General features: G+C 70.5%; 22 protein-coding genes. 12 read left to right on the top strand and 10 right to left on the bottom strand.

From position 1 onward, the window contains the following. Positions 1–193: 193 nt before the first annotated feature. Positions 194–1420, top strand: coding sequence for a trypsin-like serine peptidase (locus ACFRKB_RS31010; protein ID WP_383109925.1), 1227 nt, complete (start codon positions 194–196; stop codon positions 1418–1420). 212 nt (positions 1421–1632) lie between these two features. On the opposite strand, the gene hflX is transcribed toward ACFRKB_RS31010, so the two are convergent. The 6 genes from hflX to miaA form a co-directional block, all read right to left on the bottom strand. Continuing rightward, positions 1633–3123, bottom strand: a complete 1491-nt coding sequence (gene hflX / locus ACFRKB_RS31005) for a GTPase HflX (RefSeq protein WP_383109924.1) — start codon at positions 3121–3123, stop codon at positions 1633–1635. A 113-nt stretch (positions 3124–3236) separates the two neighbouring features. Then, positions 3237–4772 (bottom strand): M1 family metallopeptidase, encoded by a 1536-nt coding sequence (locus tag ACFRKB_RS31000; protein WP_383109923.1) that lies wholly within the window; start codon positions 4770–4772, stop codon positions 3237–3239. 122 nt (positions 4773–4894) lie between these two features. Further along, complete coding sequence (locus tag ACFRKB_RS30995; RefSeq protein WP_383109922.1) at positions 4895–7045, bottom strand: RelA/SpoT family protein; 2151 nt, start codon at positions 7043–7045, stop codon at positions 4895–4897. A gap of 117 nt (positions 7046–7162) precedes the next feature. Further along, the gene (dapF, locus tag ACFRKB_RS30990; RefSeq protein ID WP_383109921.1) at positions 7163–8110 is read right to left on the bottom strand and encodes a diaminopimelate epimerase; all 948 of its coding nucleotides are present in this window, start codon (positions 8108–8110) and stop codon (positions 7163–7165) included. A gap of 34 nt (positions 8111–8144) precedes the next feature. Continuing rightward, a complete protein-coding gene (locus ACFRKB_RS30985) occupies positions 8145–8582 on the bottom strand; it encodes a hypothetical protein (protein WP_383109949.1) in 438 nt (145 codons plus the stop codon). Between the two features lie 125 nt (positions 8583–8707). Continuing rightward, the gene (miaA, locus tag ACFRKB_RS30980; RefSeq protein ID WP_383109920.1) at positions 8708–9646 is read right to left on the bottom strand and encodes a tRNA (adenosine(37)-N6)-dimethylallyltransferase MiaA; all 939 of its coding nucleotides are present in this window, start codon (positions 9644–9646) and stop codon (positions 8708–8710) included. A 182-nt stretch (positions 9647–9828) separates the two neighbouring features. Here miaA and ACFRKB_RS30975 point away from each other — a divergent pair, with 182 nt between their 5' ends. Next, positions 9829–10101 (top strand): hypothetical protein, encoded by a 273-nt coding sequence (locus ACFRKB_RS30975; protein ID WP_383109919.1) that lies wholly within the window; start codon positions 9829–9831, stop codon positions 10099–10101. A 40-nt stretch (positions 10102–10141) separates the two neighbouring features. Further along, positions 10142–10387, top strand: coding sequence for an antitoxin (locus tag ACFRKB_RS30970; RefSeq protein ID WP_365974169.1), 246 nt, complete (start codon positions 10142–10144; stop codon positions 10385–10387). 136 nt (positions 10388–10523) lie between these two features. Here ACFRKB_RS30970 and ACFRKB_RS30965 read toward each other — a convergent pair whose 3' ends face one another. Further along, on the bottom strand, positions 10524–11258 hold the full coding sequence (locus ACFRKB_RS30965) for a class III extradiol dioxygenase subunit B-like domain-containing protein (RefSeq protein ID WP_383109918.1): 735 nt from the start codon (positions 11256–11258) through the stop codon (positions 10524–10526). 58 nt (positions 11259–11316) lie between these two features. Continuing rightward, positions 11317–12804: a tRNA (N6-isopentenyl adenosine(37)-C2)-methylthiotransferase MiaB gene (miaB, locus tag ACFRKB_RS30960; RefSeq protein ID WP_383109917.1), complete on the bottom strand. Its 1488-nt coding sequence runs from the start codon at positions 12802–12804 to the stop codon at positions 11317–11319. 120 nt (positions 12805–12924) lie between these two features. Between miaB and ACFRKB_RS30955 the strand changes: the two genes are divergently transcribed. Next, positions 12925–13926, top strand: coding sequence for a TAXI family TRAP transporter solute-binding subunit (locus tag ACFRKB_RS30955; protein WP_383109916.1), 1002 nt, complete (start codon positions 12925–12927; stop codon positions 13924–13926). 57 nt (positions 13927–13983) lie between these two features. On the opposite strand, the gene ACFRKB_RS30950 is transcribed toward ACFRKB_RS30955, so the two are convergent. After that, positions 13984–15375 (bottom strand): sensor histidine kinase, encoded by a 1392-nt coding sequence (locus tag ACFRKB_RS30950; RefSeq protein ID WP_383109915.1) that lies wholly within the window; start codon positions 15373–15375, stop codon positions 13984–13986. Between the two features lie 6 nt (positions 15376–15381). Next, entirely contained in the window at positions 15382–16095 is a 714-nt protein-coding gene (locus ACFRKB_RS30945; RefSeq protein WP_383109914.1) for a response regulator transcription factor, read from the bottom strand. Positions 16096–16399: 304 nt separating this feature from the next. Between ACFRKB_RS30945 and ACFRKB_RS30940 the strand changes: the two genes are divergently transcribed. The 8 genes from ACFRKB_RS30940 (at position 16400) to ACFRKB_RS30905 (ending at position 22823) form a co-directional block, all read left to right on the top strand. Then, entirely contained in the window at positions 16400–17185 is a 786-nt protein-coding gene (locus tag ACFRKB_RS30940; RefSeq protein WP_383109913.1) for an amino acid ABC transporter ATP-binding protein, read from the top strand. Positions 17186–17336: 151 nt separating this feature from the next. Continuing rightward, a complete protein-coding gene (locus tag ACFRKB_RS30935) occupies positions 17337–18170 on the top strand; it encodes a glutamate ABC transporter substrate-binding protein (RefSeq protein WP_383109912.1) in 834 nt (277 codons plus the stop codon). Between the two features lie 74 nt (positions 18171–18244). Next, positions 18245–18919 (top strand): amino acid ABC transporter permease, encoded by a 675-nt coding sequence (locus ACFRKB_RS30930; protein WP_383109911.1) that lies wholly within the window; start codon positions 18245–18247, stop codon positions 18917–18919. After that, complete coding sequence (locus ACFRKB_RS30925) at positions 18916–19821, top strand: amino acid ABC transporter permease (protein WP_383109910.1); 906 nt, start codon at positions 18916–18918, stop codon at positions 19819–19821. The genes ACFRKB_RS30930 and ACFRKB_RS30925 overlap by 4 nt, the downstream gene beginning before the upstream one ends. A 153-nt stretch (positions 19822–19974) precedes the next feature. Beyond that, positions 19975–21564 carry an FAD-dependent monooxygenase gene (locus ACFRKB_RS30920; RefSeq protein WP_383109909.1) on the top strand — a complete coding sequence of 530 codons (1590 nt, stop codon included), beginning with the start codon at positions 19975–19977 and terminating at the stop codon, positions 21562–21564. Positions 21565–21670: 106 nt separating this feature from the next. Then, on the top strand, positions 21671–21718 hold the full coding sequence (locus tag ACFRKB_RS30915; RefSeq protein ID WP_309506048.1) for a hypothetical protein: 48 nt from the start codon (positions 21671–21673) through the stop codon (positions 21716–21718). A 77-nt stretch (positions 21719–21795) separates the two neighbouring features. After that, positions 21796–22362 (top strand): cupin domain-containing protein, encoded by a 567-nt coding sequence (locus tag ACFRKB_RS30910; protein ID WP_383109908.1) that lies wholly within the window; start codon positions 21796–21798, stop codon positions 22360–22362. 26 nt (positions 22363–22388) lie between these two features. Next, the gene (locus tag ACFRKB_RS30905) at positions 22389–22823 is read left to right on the top strand and encodes a rhodanese-like domain-containing protein (RefSeq protein WP_383109948.1); all 435 of its coding nucleotides are present in this window, start codon (positions 22389–22391) and stop codon (positions 22821–22823) included. The last annotated feature ends 8 nt before the right edge of the window (positions 22824–22831 follow it).

Raw genomic sequence — 22831 nt, 5'->3', positions numbered from 1 at the left:
AAACGACGGAAAGTGCCCGGGATCACGGGCAGTCGAAAGATCCTTGGGACACGGAACCGCGGCCCTGCCGCACACCGTCCCCATCGGCACCGGCATAGTGGGGGGCCGTGTCCCGGCTCCGGCACCGCGGCCGGGGCGCGCACCATCCGTTTCACTGTTCCGAGTTGTCCGAAGTCCCAGGGGGATACACGCCATGCGACTCATTCGCTCCACACTCGCCGCACGCCGTGGAAGGAGCGCACGGCGCAGAACCTCCCCCGTCCTCGCCGCGGCCGCGATGGCCACGGCGCTCGCGCTGACGGCCACGGCCTGCGGGCCGGAGGAGGACAGCGCCACCGGCCAGGCGAGCGACGCCGCCACCGCCTCGCCCGACGGCAAGATCCAGATACCCGACGAGCTCAAGGACCGGCTCAAGGAGCGCGGGTTCGATCTGGACAAGTGGAAGAACGGCGAGTGGAAGAACTGGGACAAGGACACCTGGCTGCGTGAGGCCAAGGACTACATCAACCCGATCATCGAGGACCTCTGGGACCCGGACCGGATGCGGGACGCGGAGAAGCCCCCGGAGGCGCCGGTCGACGACCAGGACATCTCCGGCGACGAGGGCGTGACCGACCCGACTCCGGAGCCGGTGACCGCGCGCGCGGTGAACGCGCCGTACCGCGAGAACGCGGCGGAGGCCGGCAAGTTGTTCTTCGACGGCCCCGAGGGCTCGATGGTCTGCTCCGCGACCGTGATCAGGGACCCGGCCCACCCCGGCAAGTCCAACATGGTGTGGACCGCGGGCCACTGCGTGCACGCGGGCAAGACCGGCGGCTGGTACCGCAACCTCGCCTTCGTCCCGTCGTACAACAACAGCGGTCTGTCGATGGCCGATCTGGAGACGGCTCCCAAGGAGCAGATCGCTCCGGAGGGCGTGTGGTGGGCCGACTGGGCGCAGACCTCCGAGCAGTGGATCTCGCAGGGCGCCTCGACCGGCGGCCAGGGCGCCCCGTACGACTTCGCGGTCATCCATGTCACCCCGGAGAAGGGCGGCACCGGCAAGTCCCTGGAGGAGACGGTCGGTTCCGCGCTGCCCGTGGAGTTCAACGCTCCGGCCACCCCGCAGATCGACGCCATGACGGCGACCGGCTACCCGGCGGCGCCGCCGTTCGACGGCCAGAAGCTCTTCCAGTGCGAGGACAAGCCGGGCCGGCTGTCGCTGACGGCCGACGACCCGACGATGTACCGGATCGGCTGCACCATGACCGGTGGTTCGTCCGGGGGCGGCTGGGTCGCGAACGGCGCGGACGGCAAGCCCGCCCTGGTGTCCAACACCTCCATCGGCCCGGTCACGGCCGGCTGGCTCGCCGGGCCGCGTCTCGGTGAGGTCGCCAAGGGTGTCTATGACGGGGTCAGCAAGAAGTTCGCCGGTCAGTGACGCGCCGGCCCGTCATGGGGCCGGCGGTGACGAGAAGATCTCCACCGCCATGAGCGACCCGTTCGCAGGTCAGTAGCGGCGGACGGCGTGGGTGGCGCATGAAGGCCCGCCTCCTCCTCACGGAGGGGCGGGCCTTCGTCGTGCGGTCTTCGTCCTGTGGGCTCTTCGTCCTGTGGGGTCTTCGTCCTGTGCGGACTCCGGAGGTCCTACGGTCAGCGGCCCACCGGCACATACGGAGCGAGCGCGGCGGCCAGCTCCTCGTGGACACGCGCCTTGAGCACCGTGCCCTCCGGGGTGTGTTCCTCGGAGAGCACCTCGCCCTCGGCATGGACCCGGGAGACCAGCGCGCCCGCGGTGTACGGCAGCAGCACCTCGACCTCGACCTCGGGCCGGGGCAGCTCCTCGTCGATGAGCGCGAGCAGCTCGCCGATCCCCTGGCCGGTGCGTGCCGAGACGGCGATCGCGTACCGCTCCGCGCGCAGCAGCCGCTGGAGCACCAGCGGATCGGCCGCGTCGGACTTGTTGATCACCACGATCTCGCGCACGTCCACCGCGCCCACATCGCGGATCACCTCGCGCACGGCGGCCAGCTGCTCCTCCGGCGCGGGATGCGAACCGTCCACCACATGCACGATCAGATCGGAGTCACCGACCTCTTCCATCGTGGAGCGGAACGCCTCGACGAGATGATGCGGCAGATGCCGGACGAACCCGACCGTGTCGGCCAGGGTGTAGATCCGGCCGCTCGGGGTCTCGGCCCGGCGCACGGTCGGGTCGAGGGTGGCGAACAGCGCGTTCTCCACCAGCACGCCCGCGCCGGTGAGCCGGTTGAGCAGCGAGGACTTGCCCGCGTTGGTGTATCCGGCGATCGCGACCGACGGCACCTTGTTGCGCCGCCGCTCCTGCCGCTTGATCTCGCGGCCGGTCTTCATGTCCGCGATCTCCCGGCGCATCTTCGCCATCTTCTCGCGGATACGCCGCCGGTCCGTCTCGATCTTGGTCTCACCGGGACCGCGGGTGGCCATGCCGCCACCGCCGCCGCCACCCATCTGACGGGACAGCGACTGACCCCAGCCACGCAGCCGCGGCAGCATGTACTGCATCTGCGCCAGCGCGACCTGCGCCTTGCCCTCACGGGACTTGGCGTGCTGGGCGAAGATGTCCAGGATCAGGGCCGTACGGTCGACGACCTTGACCTTGACGACATCTTCGAGATGGATCAGCTGGCCGGGGCTCAGCTCACCGTCGCAGACGACGGTGTCGGCGCCGCTCTCCAGCACGATGTCCCGCAGCTCCTGGGCCTTGCCGGAGCCGATGTACGTGGCCGGATCGGGCTTGTCACGGCGCTGGATCACACCGTCGAGCACCAGCGCGCCCGCCGTCTCGGCGAGCGCCGCCAGCTCCGCGAGCGAGTTCTCGGCGTCCTGCACGGTGCCCGAGGTCCATACGCCGACCAGCACCACGCGCTCCAGACGCAGCTGCCGGTACTCGACCTCGGTGACGTCTTCCAGCTCGGTGGAGAGACCCACCACACGCCGCAGCGCGGCGCGCTCGGAGCGGTCGAACTGATCGCCGTCCCGCTCTCCGTCGATCTCCAGGCTCCAGGCGACGTCCTCTTCCATCAGGGCATCGGCCCGAAGGCTTTCCGTGCGGGGGTCCGCGAAGCGCTGCGCGTCCTGGGAAGGGGAGGAAGAGGAGGTCATTGGATCCTTACGTCGAAGAGATGTCCGTTACCTCAGTCACAACGTGTGACGACGGGAAATGATTCCCGGCCACGTTGCCGACACGTCGATGGTGGCACGGTTCGGTCCGGCCGTCACTCGGGTTTCACGCTCTGTTCCGGGGCGGTGTGCCCGGTGCCGTGGGGCATCCGGTGCGGTGCGGCGTACCGGTTCCGCGGGGCGTTCTGGTTGCCGGCCGGTGTTTCGGAGCGCCAGTCGGGGTGGCCGGGCATCGGCGGGGTCTTCTGCCGGTACAGCCACGCCGTGAAGAAGGCGGAGAGGTCACGCCCCGCGACGGACGACGCCAGCTCGATGAAGTCCGTCGTGGTCGCCGTCCCGTCCCGGTGGATCCGTACCCAGTCCCGCTCCAGGCGCGCGAACGCCGTCTCGCCGATCTCGTGCCGCAGCGCGTAGAGCACCAGCGCGCTGCCGTCGTACACCACCGGCCTGAACAGGCTGATCGGCTGCCCCTCGACCGGCGGCTTCGGCTTCGCCGGGGGGCCGCCCACCGCCCGCCAGCCGTCGGACTGCCGGTACGCCTCCCGCATCCGGGTCTCCATCGACTTGCCGGCGTGCTCCCGCGCGTAGCGCATCTCGTACCAGGTGGCGTGCCCCTCGTTCAGCCAGAGGTCGGCCCACCTGCGGGGGGAGACGCTGTCGCCGAACCACTGGTGTGCCAGCTCATGGACCATGACCGAGTCGACGTACCACTCCGGGTATCCGGACCCGGTGAACAGGGCCCGCTCGAAGAGCGAGAGGGTCTGTGTCTCCAGTTCGAAGCCGGTGCTGGCGTCCGCGATCAGCACACCGTAGGTCTCGAAGGGGTACGGGCCGACCTGCCGCTCCATCCAGCCGATCTGGTCCGGTGTCTTCCTGAGCCAGGGCTCCAGCTTCTGCCGGTCCGCGGCCGGCACGACGTCCCGCAGGGGCAGCCCGCCGGGCCCCTTTCGGCGCACCACGGCCGAGTCGCCGATGGAGACCTGGGCGAGTTCGGTGGCCATGGGGTGATGGGTGCGGTAGGTCCAGGTGGTGGTCGCGCCCCGGAGTACCTTGCCTTCCTGTACGCCGTTGGCCACGGCCGTCAGCCGCTTCGGCGCGGTGATCCGGATGGTGAAGTAGGCCTTGTCGGCGGGGTGGTCGTTGCTGGGGAAGACACGGTGCGCGGCGTCGGCCTGGTTGGTCATCGCCAGTCCGTCGGTGGTCCGTACCCAGCCGCCGCGGTCGCCCGTCGGGTCGCTGGTGTGATTGACGGTGATCCGCATCCGCGAGCCGTCCCCGACCGCCGCGGCCGGTGTGATCACCAGATCCTCGCCGGCGGTCGCGAAGCGTGCCGCGGCGCCGTTCACCTCGACCGAGCGGACCTTTCCGTGGGTGAAGTCGAGGTTGATCCGTTGCAGCCGCTGGGTCGCCTGTGCGTCGATCTTGGTGACGGCGTCCAGCGGCTTGCGGTTGTCGCCGCCGTAGGTGAAGTCGAGGTCATAGGTGAGCACGTCGTAGCCGGGGTTGCCGAGCTGCGGGAAGAGCGGATCGCCGATGCCGAGCGGCTCGGGGGCGGGCAGGGTCGCGGCGACGAGAGTGACCGAGGCGGCGGCCAGCAGGGCGGCGCGCAGTCGGCGGTTGGTGAGGAGCATGATCCACGGCTACCAGCGGCTCCCCGGCGCACCGCGACGGCGCGCTCCGCACCCACCCGAAAGGGGCAGGTCAGAGCGCGGACACGGGCCGGATGCCGGGCGGCACGCGGTTGACGAGGACGTCAGACAGCGCCCAGGCGGCCTCCCTGCGGAGCGGTCAGGCGGTCCGCCCGATGCTGGGCGCGGCTGACGTCGTACACCCCCGGTACGTCGCGCATCGCCCGCATCAGAGCGGGCAGGCCCGCCGCGTCCGGCAGCTCCAGCGTGTACGTGTGCCGTACGCGCTGCTCGCTGGGCGGCTCCACGGTGGCCGCGACGATCGCGGCGCCCGCCGTGGCGATCGCTTCCGTGAGATCGGCGAGCAGCCGCGGACGCCCGAAGGACTCGGCGTACAGCGTGACCCGGCACTCCGGGGCGTCTCCCCAGCTCACCGCGACGGGGGCGCGGTCGAGGGCCCGCATCCGTTCCACCGCCCGGCACTCCTGCCGGTGGACGGTGACCACGCCGCCGCGGACCGCGAAGCCGGTGACCTCGTCCGGCGGTACGGGCGTACAGCAGCCCGCCAGCCGGACCGTCGCGCCCGGCAGATCCACCACGGCGTTGGCGGCCTCCCGCCGGCCCGCGCTGACGGCGACGGCCGCGCGGGGGGCGGCGGCGGGGAGTCCGACCGTTTCCGGGTGCGCCGTGAGCCACCCCGTGATCGCGATCCTGGCGGCGGCCGTACGGGCGTGGCTCAGCCACTCCGGAGAGGGTCCCGAGACCGCGTCGCCGTCCAGCAGCAACTGGACCGTGTCGCCGTCGCTCAGGACCGTGCTGAGCGTCGCCAGCCGGCCGTTGACGCGCGCCCCGAGGCAGCCGTGCGCGGCCTCGCCGTACTGCGCGTACGCGGCGTCCACGCAGGTCGCCCCGGCCGGCAGTCCGAGCATGCCGCCCTCGGCGCCGAAGACGGTGATCTCCCGGTCCTGCGCGAGGTCCGCGCGGAGCGTCGTCCAGAAGGTGTCCGGGTCGGGCGCCGCCTGCTGCCACTCCAGGAGCCGGGAGAGCCAGCCGGGTCTGGTCGGGTCGGCGCGCTCACCGTCCTGCGGCTCCCCGGCGGTCTCCTGCGCCGTACCGTCCTGCGCACCCGCGTTCTCGACGGACGCGTACGGATTGCCGAGGGCGACGACCCCGGCCTCGGCGACCTTGTGCATCTGGTGCGTACGGATGAGTACTTCGGCGACCGCCCCGTCGGGACCTGCGACCGCGGTGTGCAGCGACTGGTACAGGTTGAACTTGGGCGCGGCGATGAAGTCCTTGAACTCGGAGACGACCGGGGTGAAACAGGTGTGCAGCTCGCCCAGGACCGCGTAACAGTCGGCGTCCTCACCGACGAGCACCAGCAGCCGGCCGAAGTCCGTGCCGCGCAGTTCGCCGCGTTTCAGCCCGGACCGGTGCACGGAGACGAAGTGCCGCGGCCGTACGAGGACTTCGGCGGCGATGCCCGCCTCGCGCAGCACCCTCCTGACGTCCTCGGAGATCGCCGCGAGGGCGTCCCCCGCGGTGGCGTTGTCGGCGATCAGGGCGCGGGTGTGCGCGTACTCCTCGGGGTGGAGGATCGCGAAGACCAGGTCCTCCAGCTCGGTCTTGAGCGCCTGCACACCGAGGCGTTCGGCGAGCGGGATGAGCACGTCCCGGGTGACTTTGGCGATACGGGCCTGCTTCTCGGGGCGCATCACACCGAGGGTCCGCATGTTGTGCAGCCGGTCCGCGAGCTTGATCGACATCACCCGGACATCGTTGCCAGTGGCGACGAGCATCTTGCGGAAGGTCTCGGGCTCGGCGGCGGCGCCGTAGTCGACCTTCTCCAGTTTGGTGACCCCGTCGACCAGATAGCAGACCTCGTCACCGAACTCCGCGCGTACCTGATCGAGGGTCACTTCGGTGTCCTCCACGGTGTCGTGGAGGAGAGAGGCCGTCAAGGTCGTGGTCTCGGCGCCCAGTTCGGCAAGGATCAGGGTCACGGCCAGCGGATGGGTGATGTACGGCTCGCCGCTCTTGCGGAACTGCCCGCGGTGCGAGGCCTCGGCGAGCACATACGCCTTGTGCAGCACGCCGAGGTCCGCGTCCGGATGGTGCGCGCGGTGGGCGTCCGCGACATGGCCCATGGCGTCGGGCAGCCTGCCCCTGGACGTGGGACCGAGTAACGCGGCCCGGCCGATTCTGCGGAGGTCGATCCGGGGAAGGCCGCGTCTGCGACTGATCTGGGCACCAGGGTTGGTGGCCTCTGCACTCATGGGCACCTCCGGCAGCTTCGACCGGCGGTGAAGAGCAAGGGCGCCCTCCGGGCCGGTGCTTGATGCTACCGAGCCCACCACGTGGAGCAGTCCCGCTCTCGCCCGGCGTGAAACGGATCACCCATTCGAGCGAGCTTCAGGGCGTGTTGAGGAGGCCGTTTCGAACCAGGCCGGATCGAGGTACCCCTCCGCGACGATGACGGCGGGTCCGGTCATGTCGATCTCGCCGTCCGGGTGCTCCGTGATGACGAGCCGTCCGCCCGGCAGATCCACGGTGTAGGTGACGGGGACTCCGGTCACGGCGGGGTCGGTGCCGTCCCTGCGGGCCGTGGCGACGGCCACGGCGCAGGCGCCCGTACCGCACGAGCGGGTCTCGCCGGAGCCGCGCTCATGGACGCGCATGGCGACATGGCGAGGGCCGCGGTCGACGACGAATTCGACGTTCACTCCGTCCGGGTAGACGGACGCGGGGCTGACCGGCGGCTCGGAGAACAGATTCCCGGCGTGCGCCAGATCGTCCACGAACGCGACCGCGTGCGGATTGCCCATGTTGACGTTCCGTGCGGGCCACTCCCGGCCGCCGACGGCCACGGTCGCCCCGTCGCCGGGGAGCACGGCCCGCCCCATACGGACCGTGATGTCGCCGTCCTCGGCGCCGGTCGGCGCGTGGTCCGCGCTCTTGGCGAGGTGCACCCGCTTCACCCCGCCGCGCGTGGCCACCACCAGATCGCCCGCCGTCACATGGCCGGCACGCTGGAGATAGCGGGCGAAGACCCGCACGCCGTTGCCGCACATCTCGGCGATGGATCCGTCGGCGTTGCGGTAGTCCATGAACCACTCCGCCTCGCCGGCCATGGCGCGCGCCTCGGGGTGCGCGGCCGACCGTACGACATGCAGCAGCCCGTCGCCGCCGATACCGGCCCTGCGGTCGCACAGGGCGGCGACGGCGCGGGCGGGCAGGTCGATGGCGTTGTCCGGGTCGGGGACGATCACGAAGTCGTTCTCGGTCCCGTGTCCCTTGAGGAAGGCGACCGGCGCGGTCGGGGAGGTGCTCACGGCATCCATCGTACGAGCAGGGTCCGACAACACCAGCGCGCGGTCAGCGCAGCCGGGCGACCCGCCAGACGGCGAGGGCGACCAGGGCCGCGGCCACGGAGACGTACAGGGCGATGACCCGCCAGTCGGGGCGCTCGCCGGAGGTGCGGGTCGGCAGCCCCGGCCAGGTGTGGCCGACCCGGCGGGCGGCCATCATGCCCCAGCCCGCGGCGCAGCAGCTGATCAGCAGCCCCAGCATGGCGACGACCGCGCCGCCGTCCCCGGTACCGAAGGCGAGGGGGAAGGCGAACATCAGCGAGCCGATCGCGGCGAGCCCCACGATCGGGGCCAGCTGCCAGATCCGCATCCGGCGCTGGGGACGCAGCTCGACCTCGACCTCGGGGGTCGTGGTCTCGTCCTCCGGCCCGTCGGGGCTCAGCCCCGGGGAGGCGTCCGGGATGTCCGGTGCCGTGGGTTCTCTGTCGCGAGGGCCGGCCTCCATCGCCACGCGCCCTCCCCAATCGGACTTCACTGGTCGATCGATGCCCGATGGTCGATCGATGCTCGATGATGGCACGCCCGGAGGGACCGCAAGGGCGCACGGAGCGTCCCGATGCCATCACGTGATCAGGCTGTGACCGCTCGTTCGACCAACGCCAGCGCCCGGTGCGGCAGTTCCTCCCGGTGCTCCGAACCGCCGCTCAGCCAGTGGACCCGCGCGTCGCGGCGGAACCAGGAGTCCTGCCGGCGCGCGAAGCGTTTGGTGGCGCGTACGGTCTCGGCGCGCGCCTCGTCGTCCGTGCACTCCCCCGCGAGCGCCGCGAGCACCTGCTGGTAGCCGAGCGCGCGCGAGGCGGTACGTCCCTCGCGCAGGCCCCGGGCCTCCAGGCCCCGCACCTCGTCCACCAGCCCGGCGTCCCACATGCGGTCCACGCGCCGGGCGATCCGCTCGTCCAGCTCGGGGCGTGCGACATCGACGCCGATCTGCACGGTGTCGTAGACCGAGTCGTGACCCGGCAGATTGGCGGTGAAGGGCTTGCCGGTGATCTCGATCACTTCCAGCGCCCGGACGATCCGGCGGCCGTTGCTGGGCAGGATCGCGCGGCCGGCCCGGGGGTCGGCGGCGGACAGCCGGGCGTGCAGGGCCCCGGACCCGCGCAGGGTGAGCTCGCCCTCCAGCCGGGAGCGCACCTCGGGGTCGGTGCCGGGGAATTCGAGGGCGTCGATGGCGCCGCGTACGTACAGTCCGGAGCCGCCGACGAGGACGGGGGTACGGCCCGCGGCGAGCAGCCGGTCGATCTCCGCCCTGGCGAGCCGCTGGTACTCGGCGACGCTGGCGGCCTCGGTGACGTCCCAGATGTCCAGGAGGTGATGCGGGACGCCGGCGCGTTCCTCGGTCGTCAGCTTGGCGGTCCCGATATCCATCCCCCGGTAGAGCTGCATGGAGTCGGCATTGACGACCTCACCGTCGAGTTGCCGGGCGAGATGGACGCCCAGATCGGACTTGCCGGCCGCGGTGGGACCGACGACGGCGATGACCCGCGGTGCGGTAGCTGCGCTTCTCACTGCCCCAGTCTCGCAAACACACAGGCCGCTACCCGAATGAGTTACGTGACGGCACACGGTCGGCTTCGTTTCCTGTTGCGAGGTTCCGGCCGCCGGTTTTCAGGCCGGTGGCCCTGGGCGGCGCAATGGGACGCTCCGGGCGGCGCGGAATTTCGCCCCCACGAGTAATGTATGGAGAAGTTATGGGTGTTTTTTCACGGTTTCGCCGGAAGTCGGTAGCCGCGTCCGAGGCGTCAACCGCCGAGGCACCGGCCACCACTCCGACGGCCGATCCCGCCGCGGACAGCACTGACGTGGCGGCGGAGGCCGGATCCGGTGAGACCGGAACGGCGACGGCCGAGCCTGCCGAGAGCGCCGGGTCCGAGACGGCGGCGGCCGAGGGCGTGGAGATCCCGAAGCAGCAGTCGGCGGAGGCCGCGGCGGACAATGAGGCCGGGAAGAGCACCCGCAAGTAGGCTGCAAGTAGGCTGTTGTCTCTCCGAGGGAAGGTGGCCCATGAGCTTCCTGGATTCATTGAAGGCCAAGATCGGTCCGGCCAAGAACAAGGTCGCTGACCTCGCGCAGCAGCACGGGGACAAGATCGAGCACGGGCTGGAGAAGGCCGCTCGCACGGTCGATCAGAAGACCAAGGGCAAGTACAGCGACAAGATCGACAGCGGGACGGGCAAAGCCAAGGACGCCCTGGGCAAGCTCGCTCACAAGGATGACGGCACTACCCCGCCGCCACCGGCCGCTTCCTGATCACCGCTGTTCTGTCCTGATCCTCGGCACAGAGTGGCCGGACACACCGGCCTGAACGGCCGTGGGGCGCTTCGCAGCGCTTCACGGCCGTCGCTCTGTGTGCCCTGACAGGCCGCTGCCGGGCCACGAGGCGGTGTCAGGACCAGGCCGCGACGAGATACCCCACGCCGTAGGGCGCGCCCTCGTACAGCAGCTCGCCGGCCAGGCCGGCCCCCTCCGCGGCGCCCGCGAGCACCTGCCAGGGCGCCCGGCCCGCCGCCTTGAGTTCGTGAGCCAGCTCCGCGTCCAGCGCTTTCAGCGCCGCCACGTCCGCCGTGCCGAGGGCTCGGGCCGCTGCCTCGTCGAACCCGGCCGCCCGTTCGTCCAGATATCCCGGCGCCTTCAGGGAGCGGCAGGCGCTGGCGTCGCCCATCACCAGGAGCGCCACCCGGCCGGCCCGCGCCGCGATCTCCTGGCCCGTCCGCAGGCACCGCTCGGTGTCGAGAGGTTCCCCCACGCCCACCCCGCTGACGGGGGTGGCGGCCCAGTGGGCATGTCCGAGGAGCCAGGCGGCGACCGCCAGGGACGCCGGGAGCTCCCGCTCCGGGCTTTCACCGGCCCCGGCCCGCGCCGCGGCCGGGCTCTCGCCCAGGACGACATCGAGGTCCACGCCGAAGCCGCGGAAGGACCCGGCGGTCCCCGAGGGGTACTCCCCCCGGCGGTCCCGCCCGGCCGGTCCGACGACGATCAGCCGCTCCGGCCTGGCGGCGGCCAGCACCCCGAGGGCATCGGCACACGCGGCGCGTACGGCATCGAGCTCCGGAGCGGCTCCGGCGGCCACGGCGGGTACGAGCAGGGGCGGACTGGGACACACGGCGGCGGCTACGAGCATGATCCGCAGCCTAGACGAGTGGGTCCGAAGTCCCGTTCGCCCGCGGGGTGATGCTCCGTCACTCGACGGAGCAGCCGCCCGTCACCGCCGGCAGCGGGGCCGGCACCCCGACCGTGGGCAGCCCCAGCAGCACGCCCGCGGGCTTCGCCGCCTCGGTCGCGTTCCGGCGGTCCCAGGCGTCTCCGGCGCGGGTACGGCGTACCGTCCGCGTCGGTCCCTCGGCGAGCAGATGGTGCGGCGCGGCGTAGGTGATCTCGACGGTGACCACATCGCCGGGGCGCACTTCCTCGTCCGGCTTGGTGAAGTGGACGAGGCGGTTGTCGGGGGCGCGTCCGGAGAGCCGGTGGGTGGCGCCGTCCTTGCGCCCCTCGCCCTCGGCGACCATGACCTCCAGCGTCCTGCCGACCTGCGTCTTGTTCTCCTCCCAGGAGATCTCCTCCTGGAGGGCGGACAGCCGCATGTAGCGCTCCTGGACGACGGCCTTGGGGATCTGGCCGTCCATCTCGGCGGCCGGGGTCCCGGGGCGCTTGGAGTACTGGAAGGTGAACGCCTGCGCGAAGCGCGCCTCGCGCACGACCCGCATGGTCTGCTCGAAGTCCTCCTCGGTCTCGCCGGGGAAGCCCACGATGATGTCGGTGGAGATGGCGGCGTGCGGGATGGCGGCGCGCACCTTGTCGATGATGCCGAGATACCGATCCTGCCGGTACGAGCGGCGCATCGCCTTGAGGATCGTGTCCGAGCCGGACTGGAGCGGCATATGGAGCTGCGGCATCACGTTCGGCGTCTCGGCCATCGCCGCGATCACATCGTCCGTGAAGTCGCGTGGGTGCGGTGAGGTGAAGCGGACCCGTTCCAGGCCCTCGATCGCGCCACAGGCCCGCAGCAGCTTGGAGAACGCCTCGCGGTCGCCGATGTCGGATCCGTACGCGTTGACGTTCTGGCCCAGCAGCGTGATCTCGGAGACGCCCTCGGCGACCAGTGCCTCGATCTCGGCCAGGATGTCGCCGGGACGGCGGTCCTTCTCCTTGCCGCGCAGCGCGGGGACGATGCAGAAGGTGCAGGTGTTGTTGCAGCCGACGGAGATGGAGACCCACGCGGCATAGGCGGACTCGCGGCGGGTCGGCAGCGTGGAGGGGAAGGCCTCCAGCGACTCGGCGATCTCGACCTGGGCCTCTTCCTGGACCCGCGCGCGCTCCAGGAGCACCGGCAGCTTGCCGATGTTGTGCGTGCCGAACACGACGTCGACCCAGGGGGCGCGCGTGACGATGGTGTCGCGGTCCTTCTGCGCCAGACAGCCGCCGACGGCGATCTGCATGCCCGGCCGCTTGGTCTTCATCGGCGCGAGCCGGCCGAGGTTGCCGTACAGCTTGTTGTCGGCGTTCTCCCGCACCGCGCAGGTGTTGAAGACGACGACGTCCGCGTCCCCGTCGGACCCTTCGGGCGCGCGGACGTATCCGGCTCCCTCCAGCAGGCCCGACAGCCGCTCGGAGTCGTGGACATTCATCTGGCACCCGTAGGTGCGTACCTCGTAAGTCTTCGCGCTCATCTCGCCCACCAGGGTAAGGGGTCACCCGGGACGGCTGCCCGGGGATTCCCCGGCGAGGCCCGTGGCGAGCAGAAGACAAGGCCTGGCCATTACGGGGAGTGACCTGACAGGATCGGTGACATGTTCGGCCTGACGTCCCGTATCAGCCGCGGCCGCGCCTTCCAGGGCGCCGCCGCGGTGCTGGTGCTGCTCGGGCTGCTGCTGTGGTGGCTGCTCCCGATCGGGACGTCCTCGCCGAGCGGCTCGGTCACGTTCAGCACGGGCGTGACGAGCGGGGTCTACCAGCGGTACGGAACGCTCCTGAAGCAGGATCTCGCCCGCGATCTGCCGGATGTGTCGATACAGCTCAGGACGAGCGAGGGCTCGCAGCAGAACATCGCGCGGGTGGCGACGGGCGAGGCGGATTTCACCATCGCCACGGCCGACGCCGTCGCCAAGTACCAGAAGGACGGCAAGCCGGGCGCGGACCGGCTGCGCGGCTGCGCGCGGCTGTACGACGACTATGTGCAGCTGGTCGTCGCGAAGGACTCGGACATCCGCTCCACCGCTGATCTGCGCGGCAAGAAGGTGGGGGTGGGGCAGGAGGGTTCGGGGGTCCGGCTGCTGGCCGACCGGCTGCTGGCCGCCGCGGATCTCGACCCGCGGAAGGACGTCGTCCCGTTCTCAGTCGGGATCGACACGATGCCGGGCCTGCTCGAACGGCGTGAGCTGGACGCCTTCTTCTGGTCGGGCGGGCTGCCCACCGGCGCGGTGCAGGACCTGTCGGAGCGCTTCGACATACGGCTGGTGCCGCTGGAGTCCACGCTGGTCGACCGGCTGCACTCCTCGGGCGAGGCAGCGTCCCGCTACTACCGCTCCGCGGTGATACCCGCCGACGCCTACGGAACGGCGCAGAGCGGCACGGCCGTACCGACGGTCGCGGTGGCGAATTTGCTGGTGACCACGGACCGGATGAGCGCCGGGCTGACGGAGGGCTTCACCCGTACGGTGATCAACAGCCGGGACCGGATAGGCGACGAGGTGCATCCCGCGCAGCTGGTGGATCTGCGGACCGCGATCTATACGGACCCGCTGCCGCTGCACGAGGGCGCCAAGCGGTACTACCAGTCGGAGAAGCCGTAGGTCCTGCCCGGGTTGCTCAGCTCACCCGGTGCCGGCCCGTCCGCTCAGGCCGTCCGCTCAGGCCGTCGGGGATGATCTCGGGACGCTGAGGGTCACCCGGAGTCCGTGCGGTTCGCCGTGTGCGTAGGCGATAGAACCGCCACCGGCCGCGAGCAGGGCCCGGGTGATCGACAGGCCGAGACCCGATCCCTTGATGTTCTGGTGGCGGTTGCTGCGCCAGAAGCGGTCCCCGATCCTGGCGAGTTCGTCATCCGTGAGACCGGGACCGCCGTCGTTGATGACGATCTTCGAGGTCGTGCCGTTGCGGGCCACCGTGACCGTGACCACTTCGCCGGCCGGAGTGAACTTGAGGGCGTTGTCGATCACCGCGTCCAGGGCGCTGGAGAGCGCGATGGGGTCGGCCCAGGCGGTCACCGCGGCGCGGTGCTCGGTGAGCCTGACGCCCTTCTCCTCGGCGAGGGCCCGCCAGGCGGCGACCCGCTCGGCCGCCACCTCACCTATGTCGGTGAGCCGCAGATCGGCGGCGGCGTGCTCGGCCAGCGCCAGGTCCAGCAGATCGTCGAGGACCTGTGCGAGGCGCTTGCCCTCCGTCCGTACGGAGGCGATCTCCTCGTTCCCCTCGGGCAGTTCGAGACCGAGCAGTTCGATACGGAGCAGCAGGGCGGCGAGCGGATTGCGCAGCTGGTGCGAGGCGTCCGCGACGAAGGCGCGCTGCTGTTCCAGCACGTCCTCGACGTTGTCGGCCATCTCGTTGAAGGAACTGGCCAGCCGGCGCAGCTCGGGTGGTCCGCCGGCCGCCGCGACCCGGGAGTTCATCCGGCCGGTGGCGATGTCGTGGGTGGCCGCGTCCAGTACCCGTACCGGACGGAGCACCCAGCCGGTCAGCCGGATCGCGGCCCCGACGGCGAGCAGCATGGCCGCCACCTCGCCCGCCGCGATGATCAGCCAGCCGTGGAGGATGCGCGAACGCATCTGGCCGGTCGGTGAGTCGGTCACCACCACGGCGACGACGTCCCCGTCCCGTACGACGGGCGAGTCGACGATCAGCCGGCCGTTCTGCCAGGGCCAGACCTGCTCGGGGTCGCCGCTGCGCCGGCCGAGCAGGGCCTCCTCGAAGGACTGCCGGGCCGGGCCTTCGGCGGGGACGCTCCAGCCCTCCGGGGCGCGGGCCATGACGCCGTTGTCCCGGTAGAAGACGCCGGCCCTGACCCCGTACACCTCGTAGTACCTGGTCAGTTCGGCCTCCAGCATCGCGCGCCGTTCCTGGACGCCCGAGCGGCTCTCGGAGACGAACTGGGCGAGGGCTGCGACCCGCGCGGTGTCGTCGATCCGGTCGACGACGACGCGCTGCTGCTCGGCGGCGGCGAGACTCACGGCCAGCGGGAAGCCCAGGGCGAGGAGTACGCCCGCCATGAGGATGATGAGCAGCGGCAGTAGTCGGGTGCGCACGGGGCGTTACGGCCCCTGGTGTGCGCCGGGGACGACCAGGCGGTAGCCGACACCCCGTACGGTCTCGATCAGCGCCGGCATGCCGAGCTTGCCGCGCAGGGAGGCCACATGGACCTCCAGCGTGCGGCCCGTGCCTTCCCAACTGGTGCGCCAGACCTCGCTGATGATCTGTTCGCGGCCGAACACCACGCCGGGGCGCTGGGCGAGCAGGGCCAGCAGATCGAACTCCTTGCGGGTCAGCTGGACGGCCGTACCGTCCACGCTCACCCGGCGGGTGGGCAGTTCGAGGCTGAGGCACCCGAGCCGCTGGACGCCCTCGGAGGCAGGGGCCGAATCGTCCCCGCTCGCGGTGCGCCGGCTGACGGCATGGATACGGGCGAGCAGTTCACCGGTGTCGTACGGCTTGACCACATAGTCGTCGGCGCCGAGGTTGAGGCCATGGATCCGGGAGCGGACATCGGCCCGCGCGGTCACCATGATCACCGGCGTCGAGGTGATCCGCCGGATCTTGCCGCAGACCTGGTAGCCGTCCTGGTCGGGCAGTCCGAGGTCGAGCAGGACGACCGAGAACGGCACCTTGCCCACGTTGGCCGCGGGCAGCACCGCCTGGAGCGCCTCCTCACCGCTGCGGGCGTGTACGACCTGGAATCCGTGCTTGGCGAGCACGGCCGACAGGGCGGCGGCCACATGGTCGTCGTCCTCCACGAGCAGCAGTCTCACGGGCCCCCTTCACGGTCGTGGTTCGGATCGCGACGTCGGTCGAGCTGACACGTCGCGCCGTTTCATGTTCATGCGCTGTTAGTACGTACCAGGCATCCACGCCGATTGCGCACGGTTCAGTCAAGGGTCTTCCCGTTACGCCAAGGTTTCCGTTACCCACCCGGTACTCCCCCCACCGCCCTCTTCACGCGGAGTGTCCGGTTGCGGCCGGATCGTTATGCTCAATTTCCGCTCAGATGTAATGACGCTGATCGCAGTGCGTGACTAAGGTCCTCCCAACCGAGGAGGACGGAGCAAAAAGCCGATGAGCGGAGTGTCAGTGACCAAGGGCGCCGAGGACGCCGTGCCTGCGACGGGCGACCTGGTCGTACTGAGCAACGTGAACAAGCACTTCGGCGCGCTGCATGTGCTCCAGGACATCGACCTGACCATCGCCCGTGGCGAGGTCGTGGTCGTCATCGGGCCCTCCGGGTCCGGCAAGTCCACACTGTGCCGCACCATCAACCGCCTGGAGTCGATCGATTCGGGCGCGATCACGATCGACGGCAAGCCGCTGCCGGAGGAGGGCAGGGAGCTCGCCCGGCTGCGCGCCGATGTCGGCATGGTCTTCCAGTCGTTCAACCTCTTCGCACACAAGACGGTGCTGGAGAACGTCACGCTGGGCCAGATCAAGGTCCGCAAGACGGACAAGGCGGCGGCCGAGGAGAAGGCGCGCGCGCTGCTGGACCGTGTCGGCGTCGGCTCGCAGGCCGACAAGTACCCGGCCCAGCTCTCGGGCGGCCAGCAGCAGCGTGTCGCCATCGCACGGGCGCTGGCGATGGGCCCGAAGGTCATGCTCTTCGACGAGCCGACCTCCGCGCTGGACCCCGAGATGATCAATGAAGTACTTGAGGTCATGCAGCAGTTGGCGCGCGACGGAATGACGATGGTCGTCGTCACCCATGAGATGGGTTTCGCGCGCTCCGCGGCGAACCGGGTCGTCTTCATGGCGGACGGCCGGATCGTCGAGCAGGCCACGCCCGACGAGTTCTTCAGCAACCCGCGCAGCGACCGCGCCAAGGACTTCCTGTCGAAGATCCTGCATCACTGATCACCACTCTGGACACGGATCTCTCACCGGGTTCTTTCGCCCGGGACCTTTCGTCCGGATCGATCACACGGCTCATCACGGCTCTTCTTTACGGCTCCGCCGAGTGCGGCGGATCCGGTTCGTTCACGTCTCACCCGAGGGAAGTTCACGCATGAAGCTTCGCAAGGCAAGCGCGGCGGCAGCCGCCGTTGTCGTCCTCTCCCTGACCGCCACCGCCTGCGGCGGCGACAGCGCTGACAGCGGCAACGGTGGCGGCGACAAGATCACCATCGGTATCAAGTTCGACCAGCCGGGCCTCGGCCTGAAGAAGCCGGACGGTACGTTCGCGGGCTTCGACGTCGATGTCGCGACCTACGTCGCCAAGGAACTGGGCTACGACGCCAAGAACATCATCTGGAAAGAGGCGCCCAGCGCCGAGCGCGAGAACCTGATCTCCAACGGAGACGTGAAGTTCGTCGCCGCCAGCTACACGATCAACGACGAGCGCAAGAAGAAGGTCGACTTCGCCGGCCCGTACTTCCTCGCCCACCAGGACCTGCTGGTCCGCTCGGACGACAGCTCCATCACCAAGGCCGCCGACCTGAACTCCAAGAAGCTCTGTTCGGTGACCGGCTCCACCTCGGCGCAGAACGTCAAGAACGACTTCGCGCCGAAGGCCGACCTCCAGAACGTCGGCGGCTACTCCGAGTGCCTGACCGGCCTGGAGAACAAGGCTGTCGACGCCCTGACCACGGACGACTCCATCCTCGCGGGTTACGCCTCGCAGCAGGAGCACCAGGGCAAGTTCAAGCTGGCGGGCCTCAAGCTCAGCGACGAGCCCTACGGCATCGGCCTCAAGAAGGGCGACGCCGACCTTCAGAAGAAGATCAACGCCGCGCTGACCAAGATGGAGTCGGACGGCTCCTGGGAGAAGGCCGTGCAGGCCAACTTCGGTCCGGCCAACTACAAGAACGAGCCTGCCCCGAAGATCACCGAAGGCAGCTGAGACAGCAGTGACGCGCCGCCGGCCGGTCCGGCGGCGCGTACCGACCAGCCAACCAGGGGAGAGCGCGGGGCATCGTGTTCGACTTTCTTGATTCCGGGCAGTACGACCTGCTCGGCGCCTTCTGGGTGACGGTGCAGCTCACCCTCTACTCCGCAGTTGGTTCTCTCATATGGGGAACGCTGCTGGCCGGGATGCGTGTCAGTCCCGTGCCGCTGATGCGTGCCTTCGGTACCGCCTACGTCAATCTGATCCGTAACACCCCGCTGACCGTCGTCCTCGTCGCCTGTTCGCTGGGGCTCGGCCAGACTCTCCAGATCACGCTCGGCGGCGGGGACTTCGAGTCCATCGGTTTCCGGCTGGCCGTACTGGGGCTGATCGCCTACACGAGCACCTTCGTCTGCGAGGCCCTGCGCTCCGGTATCAACACCGTGCCCGTGGGCCAGGCCGAAGCCGCCCGCGCCCTGGGGCTGAGCTTCTTCCAGGTGCTGTGGCTGATCGTGCTCCCCCAGGCGTTCCGCTCCGTCGTGGCGCCGCTGGCCAACGTGCTGATCGCGCTGACCAAGAACACCACGGTCGCCGCGGCGATAGGTGTCGCGGAGGCGTCGGCGCTGATGAAGACAATGATCGAGAACGAAACCAGCGCGCTCTTCGCGGTGTTCGCGATGTTCGCCTTCGGGTTCGTCGTTCTCACCCTCCCGACCGGTCTGCTTCTGGGCTGGGTCAGCAAGCGAGTGGCGGTGAAGCGATGAGTGCCACGTCCGTTCTGTACGACACCCCCGGTGCGCGCGCCAAGCGGCGCAACATCCTCTACACAATCGTGTTCCTGGTCGTCTTCGCGCTCGCCGCCTGGTGGGTGCTGGTGCAGATGGCCGACAAGAACCAGCTGGCGTCCGAGAAGTGGAGCCCGTTCGTCACGGACGCCGAGGTGTGGACGACCTATCTGCTGCCGGGGCTCGGTGAGACCCTCAAGGCGGCGGCGCTGGCCATCGTGATAGCCCTGCCGTTCGGCGCGCTGCTCGGTATCGGCCGGCTCTCGGACCACTCCTGGGTACGGGTACCGGTCGGCGCGGTCGTCGAGTTCTTCCGCTCCATCCCCGTCCTGCTGATGATGGTGTTCGCCGCCACGGCGTACGCGCAGTTCACCAATGTCTCGTCCGACATGCGGCCGCTGTACGCCGTGGTGACGGGCCTGGTGCTCTACAACGCCTCGGTCATCGCCGAGATCGTCCGCGCCGGCATTCTCACGCTGCCCAACGGCCAGACCGACGCCGCGAAGGCGATCGGTATGCGCAAGGGCCAGACCATGGCGTACGTGCTGCTGCCGCAGGCCGTGACGGCGATGCTGCCGGCCCTGGTCAGCCAGCTCGTCGTGATCGTCAAGGACACCGCGCTGGGCGGCGCGATCCTTGGTCTGTCCGAGCTGCTCTCGCAGAACCGCACGATCACCGCGAACTACGGTGCCAACACCATCGCCACGCTCGTCGTCATCGCGCTGATCTACATCGTGCTGAACTTCATCCTCACCACCTTCGCCAGCTGGCTGGAGCAGCGGCTGCGCCGGGGCAAGAAGAGCACGGGCGCGGTGCTCGGCGCGGATGGGCCACAACAGGTCAGCGCCCCGGCCGGCCCCGGGGACGGCAGCGGCACCTGAGTCGGACGGGACTGGCGGGTCTGGACGGCGTACGCGCCGCCCAGACCGTCGCTTGACGCAAGGACCCCCAGTCGGTTGCATACGTTCTGTGATCACGCACCGGGCTCCTACCGCCCTTGACCGTATGACCGCACGGGCCGGAGGGGTCGCGCCGTGGACCCGGTGATCGTCGCCGGCGCGGGCCCCGTCGGTCTCGCGCTCTCACTGGCCCTCGCCGCGCAGGGTGTCCCCTCCGTCGTCCTGGACGAGGGGACCGGCACGGACGATCCGCGTCCGGCCCGTACCGCCATACTGCGGCCCGACACCGCCGCCCTGATGGCGCGGCTGGGCTGTGCCACCCTCGGTGATGAGGGCGCGCGGTGGACCGGCTGGCGTCTGATGCGGCGCAAGCAGCTCATGCGGGAGCTGCCGCTCGGCGAGGACGCCCCCGCGCCCCTGCACATCCCCCAGCACGCCCTCTCGCGCGGGCTGCGGAGCGCCATCGCCGGTCAGGAACTGGTGCGCGTGGTCACCGGCAACCGGCTCGACTCGCTGGAGCAGGACGCCCGCGGAGTCACCGTGCACACCCGCGGTCCCGACGCGACCTGGTGGCGCGGCAGCCATCTGGTGGGGTGCGACGGCGCGAGGTCCACGGTCCGCAAGCTGCTCGGCATCCGGTTTCCCGGGCGTACGGCGGTGGAGCGGCATGCCGTCGCCGCGCTCCGCGCCGAGCTGCCCTGGCCGGGCGAGGCGCTGCTGCACCGGCAGCCGCCCTGGTCCGGCAGCGGCGAGGAGGTGTCCGCCAGGCCGCTGGCGGACGGTGTGTGGCGGCTCGACTGGCTGCTGCCCTCCCGGGGCGAGTTGGTGACGCCCGACGCGCTGGTGACGCGGTTACGGGACACCCTGGCCGGCTGGTGCGGCGAGACACCGCCGTACGAACTGCTCGACACGGGCGTCTACACCCTGCACCACCGGCTGGCCAGGCGCTGGCGCGCCGGACGGGCCTTCCTCGCCGGGGACGCCGCCCATCTGCTGGGCGCGGTGGGCACGCAGGGCCTCGACGAAGGGCTGCGGGACGTCAGCAATCTCGCCTGGAAGATCGCCGAGGACTGGCACCACGGGGCGTCGGAGACCCTGCTGGACAGCTACCAGGCCGAGCGGCGTACGGCCGTCGCCGCCCGGTTGCGCGCGGCCGACCAGTCGCTGCCGATACTGCGGGGCGGCGGCGGACTGCGTACGTATATGCCGGGCGCCACACGCGGGCACGACACCCTGCTCGCCGACGGGCATCTCGGGCACGGACCATTGGGGGCACCGCCCGCCTATCCGCACTCCCCCCTCGCGCCTCCGCACGCCGAGGCGCAGACGGCCGTGGGTACGCCCCCCGGCGCCCCCGCCGAGGACGTACGGGTGACCGCGCCCGACGGTACGATCTCCCGGCTCGGGGACCGGCTCGGCCGTGGCCTGCACCTGGTGGTACTGGTCGCGCCGGGCACCGGGGTGTGGGACCGGCGGCACTGGCTGACGGCGGGGGTGATGCCGCGGCTGGCGGCGGCGGTGACCGCCCTGCCGGTACGGGCCGAGCTGCTGGTCACGGAGGCGTACCCGGGAGCCTCCGCGCACACGGTGCTGCTGGTGCGGCCGGACGGGCATCTGGTGGCGGCCTTCGGTGGGGTGCGCCCCGCCGCTCTCTACGCGGCGGCGGACGCGGCGCGCGGAGGCAGTCCTTCCGCACCGACGGAGGTTCCTGCGGAAGCCCCCTGACCACACATCCTGCCCACACTGCGAACATCGATTGACCGTCGCGGGCTCGCATGGTGTACTCCGGGACGTGACCGACACCGATGTGCGCCTGTGGCGGAGAGTCCATATGGACTTGGTCCGCTATGCGGGCTGCGTGTGTCGCCCGTCCTGCTGATTCGCCCCTCTGCCTTCACACGCTCGTCGCGCGGCGCCGCGACGGCACCTCTTCGCGAACATCCCAGGACGGTCACCATGTCTCTCCCCGTACGTACCCCCGCATCCGGCACCGCCGACGCCGGTGGTGGTGCCGCAACGCCCTCGGCCGCCGGGCCGACCCCCGCCGAGCTGCTCGACTTCGTCCGCAGGAGCGCGGCCGACGCCGAGCTGGTCTCCTCGCTCCCGCTGGACCCCGAGGGCCGTACGTGGATCCGGCTCAACGGTCCCGCGGGCAGCGAGGCATGGCTGATCGGCTGGCCGCCGGGCACGGGAACCGGCTGGCACGACCATGGCGGCTCGCACGGCGCGTTCGCCACGGCGTCGGGCACCCTCAAGGAGGACTCGCTCGCGGCCCGACTGCCCACCGAGGGGTGGAAGACCCTGGAACTGGCCGAAGGCGTCGACCGCGAGCGGCAGTTGACGGCCGGGGAGGGCCGGGCGTTCGGCAGGCACCATGTGCACGAGGTGCGCAATGAGTCCGGGGCCGAGCACGCCATCTCCGTACACGCCTACTATCCGCCGCTGCCGCTGATGCGGCGCTACAGCCGCACGGGCGCCGTGCTCCGCCTTGAGCAGGTCGAGCGCCCCGAGGAGTGGCAGTGACGGAGCGGGCCGTGACGGACCAGGCCATGACCGAGCGTTTGGCGATCGAGCGCGTGGGGATCGATGAGCTGCTGGAACGGGTCCGTGCGGACCTGGACCGAATAGGACCGAGGGAAGCGGCCGGGGCCGCCGCGGACGGCGCGCTGCTCGTGGACATCCGGTACGCGGCGCTGCGCGAGCGCGACGGACTGATCCCGGGGGCACTGGTCGTCGAGCGCAACGAGCTGGAGTGGCGACTCGACCCCCAGGGCAGTCATCGCGCGCGGGAGGCCACGAGCCACGATCTGCGGGTGGTGGTGATCTGCAACGAGGGGTACGCGTCGAGCCTCGCGGCGGTGTCCCTGCGGCAGTTGGGACTGCACCGCGCGACCGACCTCGTCGGGGGATTCCAGGCATGGAAGGCGGCGGGCCTGCCGGTTGTCACGGCCGGGGACGGCGCGGAGGCCGGGGACACGGCGTAAAACGGGCG

The sequence above is a fragment of the Streptomyces scopuliridis genome, from assembly GCF_042790125.1.
Lineage (GTDB): Bacteria > Actinomycetota > Actinomycetes > Streptomycetales > Streptomycetaceae > Streptomyces > Streptomyces scopuliridis_A.
Note: the sequence above shows the minus strand (reverse complement) of the source record. Positions and strands in the feature narration are given on the sequence as shown.

Bases quoted from the DNA above. Each gene is read 5' to 3' on its own strand.
- ACFRKB_RS30940 (WP_383109913.1), top strand. From the start codon at position 16,400: ATGAGCGGAGTGTCAGTGACCAAGGGCGCCGAGGACGCCGTGCCTGCG.
- ACFRKB_RS30985 (WP_383109949.1), bottom strand. From the start codon at position 8,582: ATGGAGGCCGGCCCTCGCGACAGAGAACCCACGGCACCGGACATCCCG.
- dapF (WP_383109921.1), bottom strand. From the start codon at position 8,110: ATGGATGCCGTGAGCACCTCCCCGACCGCGCCGGTCGCCTTCCTCAAG.
- ACFRKB_RS30955 (WP_383109916.1), top strand. From the start codon at position 12,925: ATGTTCGGCCTGACGTCCCGTATCAGCCGCGGCCGCGCCTTCCAGGGC.
- ACFRKB_RS31000 (WP_383109923.1), bottom strand. From the start codon at position 4,772: ATGCTCCTCACCAACCGCCGACTGCGCGCCGCCCTGCTGGCCGCCGCC.
- ACFRKB_RS30995 (WP_383109922.1), bottom strand. From the start codon at position 7,045: ATGAGTGCAGAGGCCACCAACCCTGGTGCCCAGATCAGTCGCAGACGC.
- ACFRKB_RS30935 (WP_383109912.1), top strand. From the start codon at position 17,337: ATGAAGCTTCGCAAGGCAAGCGCGGCGGCAGCCGCCGTTGTCGTCCTC.
- ACFRKB_RS30910 (WP_383109908.1), top strand. From the start codon at position 21,796: ATGTCTCTCCCCGTACGTACCCCCGCATCCGGCACCGCCGACGCCGGT.
- miaB (WP_383109917.1), bottom strand. From the start codon at position 12,804: ATGAGCGCGAAGACTTACGAGGTACGCACCTACGGGTGCCAGATGAAT.
- hflX (WP_383109924.1), bottom strand. From the start codon at position 3,123: ATGACCTCCTCTTCCTCCCCTTCCCAGGACGCGCAGCGCTTCGCGGAC.
- ACFRKB_RS30905 (WP_383109948.1), top strand. From the start codon at position 22,389: ATGACCGAGCGTTTGGCGATCGAGCGCGTGGGGATCGATGAGCTGCTG.
- ACFRKB_RS30965 (WP_383109918.1), bottom strand. From the start codon at position 11,258: ATGCTCGTAGCCGCCGCCGTGTGTCCCAGTCCGCCCCTGCTCGTACCC.
- ACFRKB_RS30975 (WP_383109919.1), top strand. From the start codon at position 9,829: ATGGGTGTTTTTTCACGGTTTCGCCGGAAGTCGGTAGCCGCGTCCGAG.
- ACFRKB_RS31010 (WP_383109925.1), top strand. From the start codon at position 194: ATGCGACTCATTCGCTCCACACTCGCCGCACGCCGTGGAAGGAGCGCA.
- ACFRKB_RS30925 (WP_383109910.1), top strand. From the start codon at position 18,916: ATGAGTGCCACGTCCGTTCTGTACGACACCCCCGGTGCGCGCGCCAAG.
- ACFRKB_RS30970 (WP_365974169.1), top strand. From the start codon at position 10,142: ATGAGCTTCCTGGATTCATTGAAGGCCAAGATCGGTCCGGCCAAGAAC.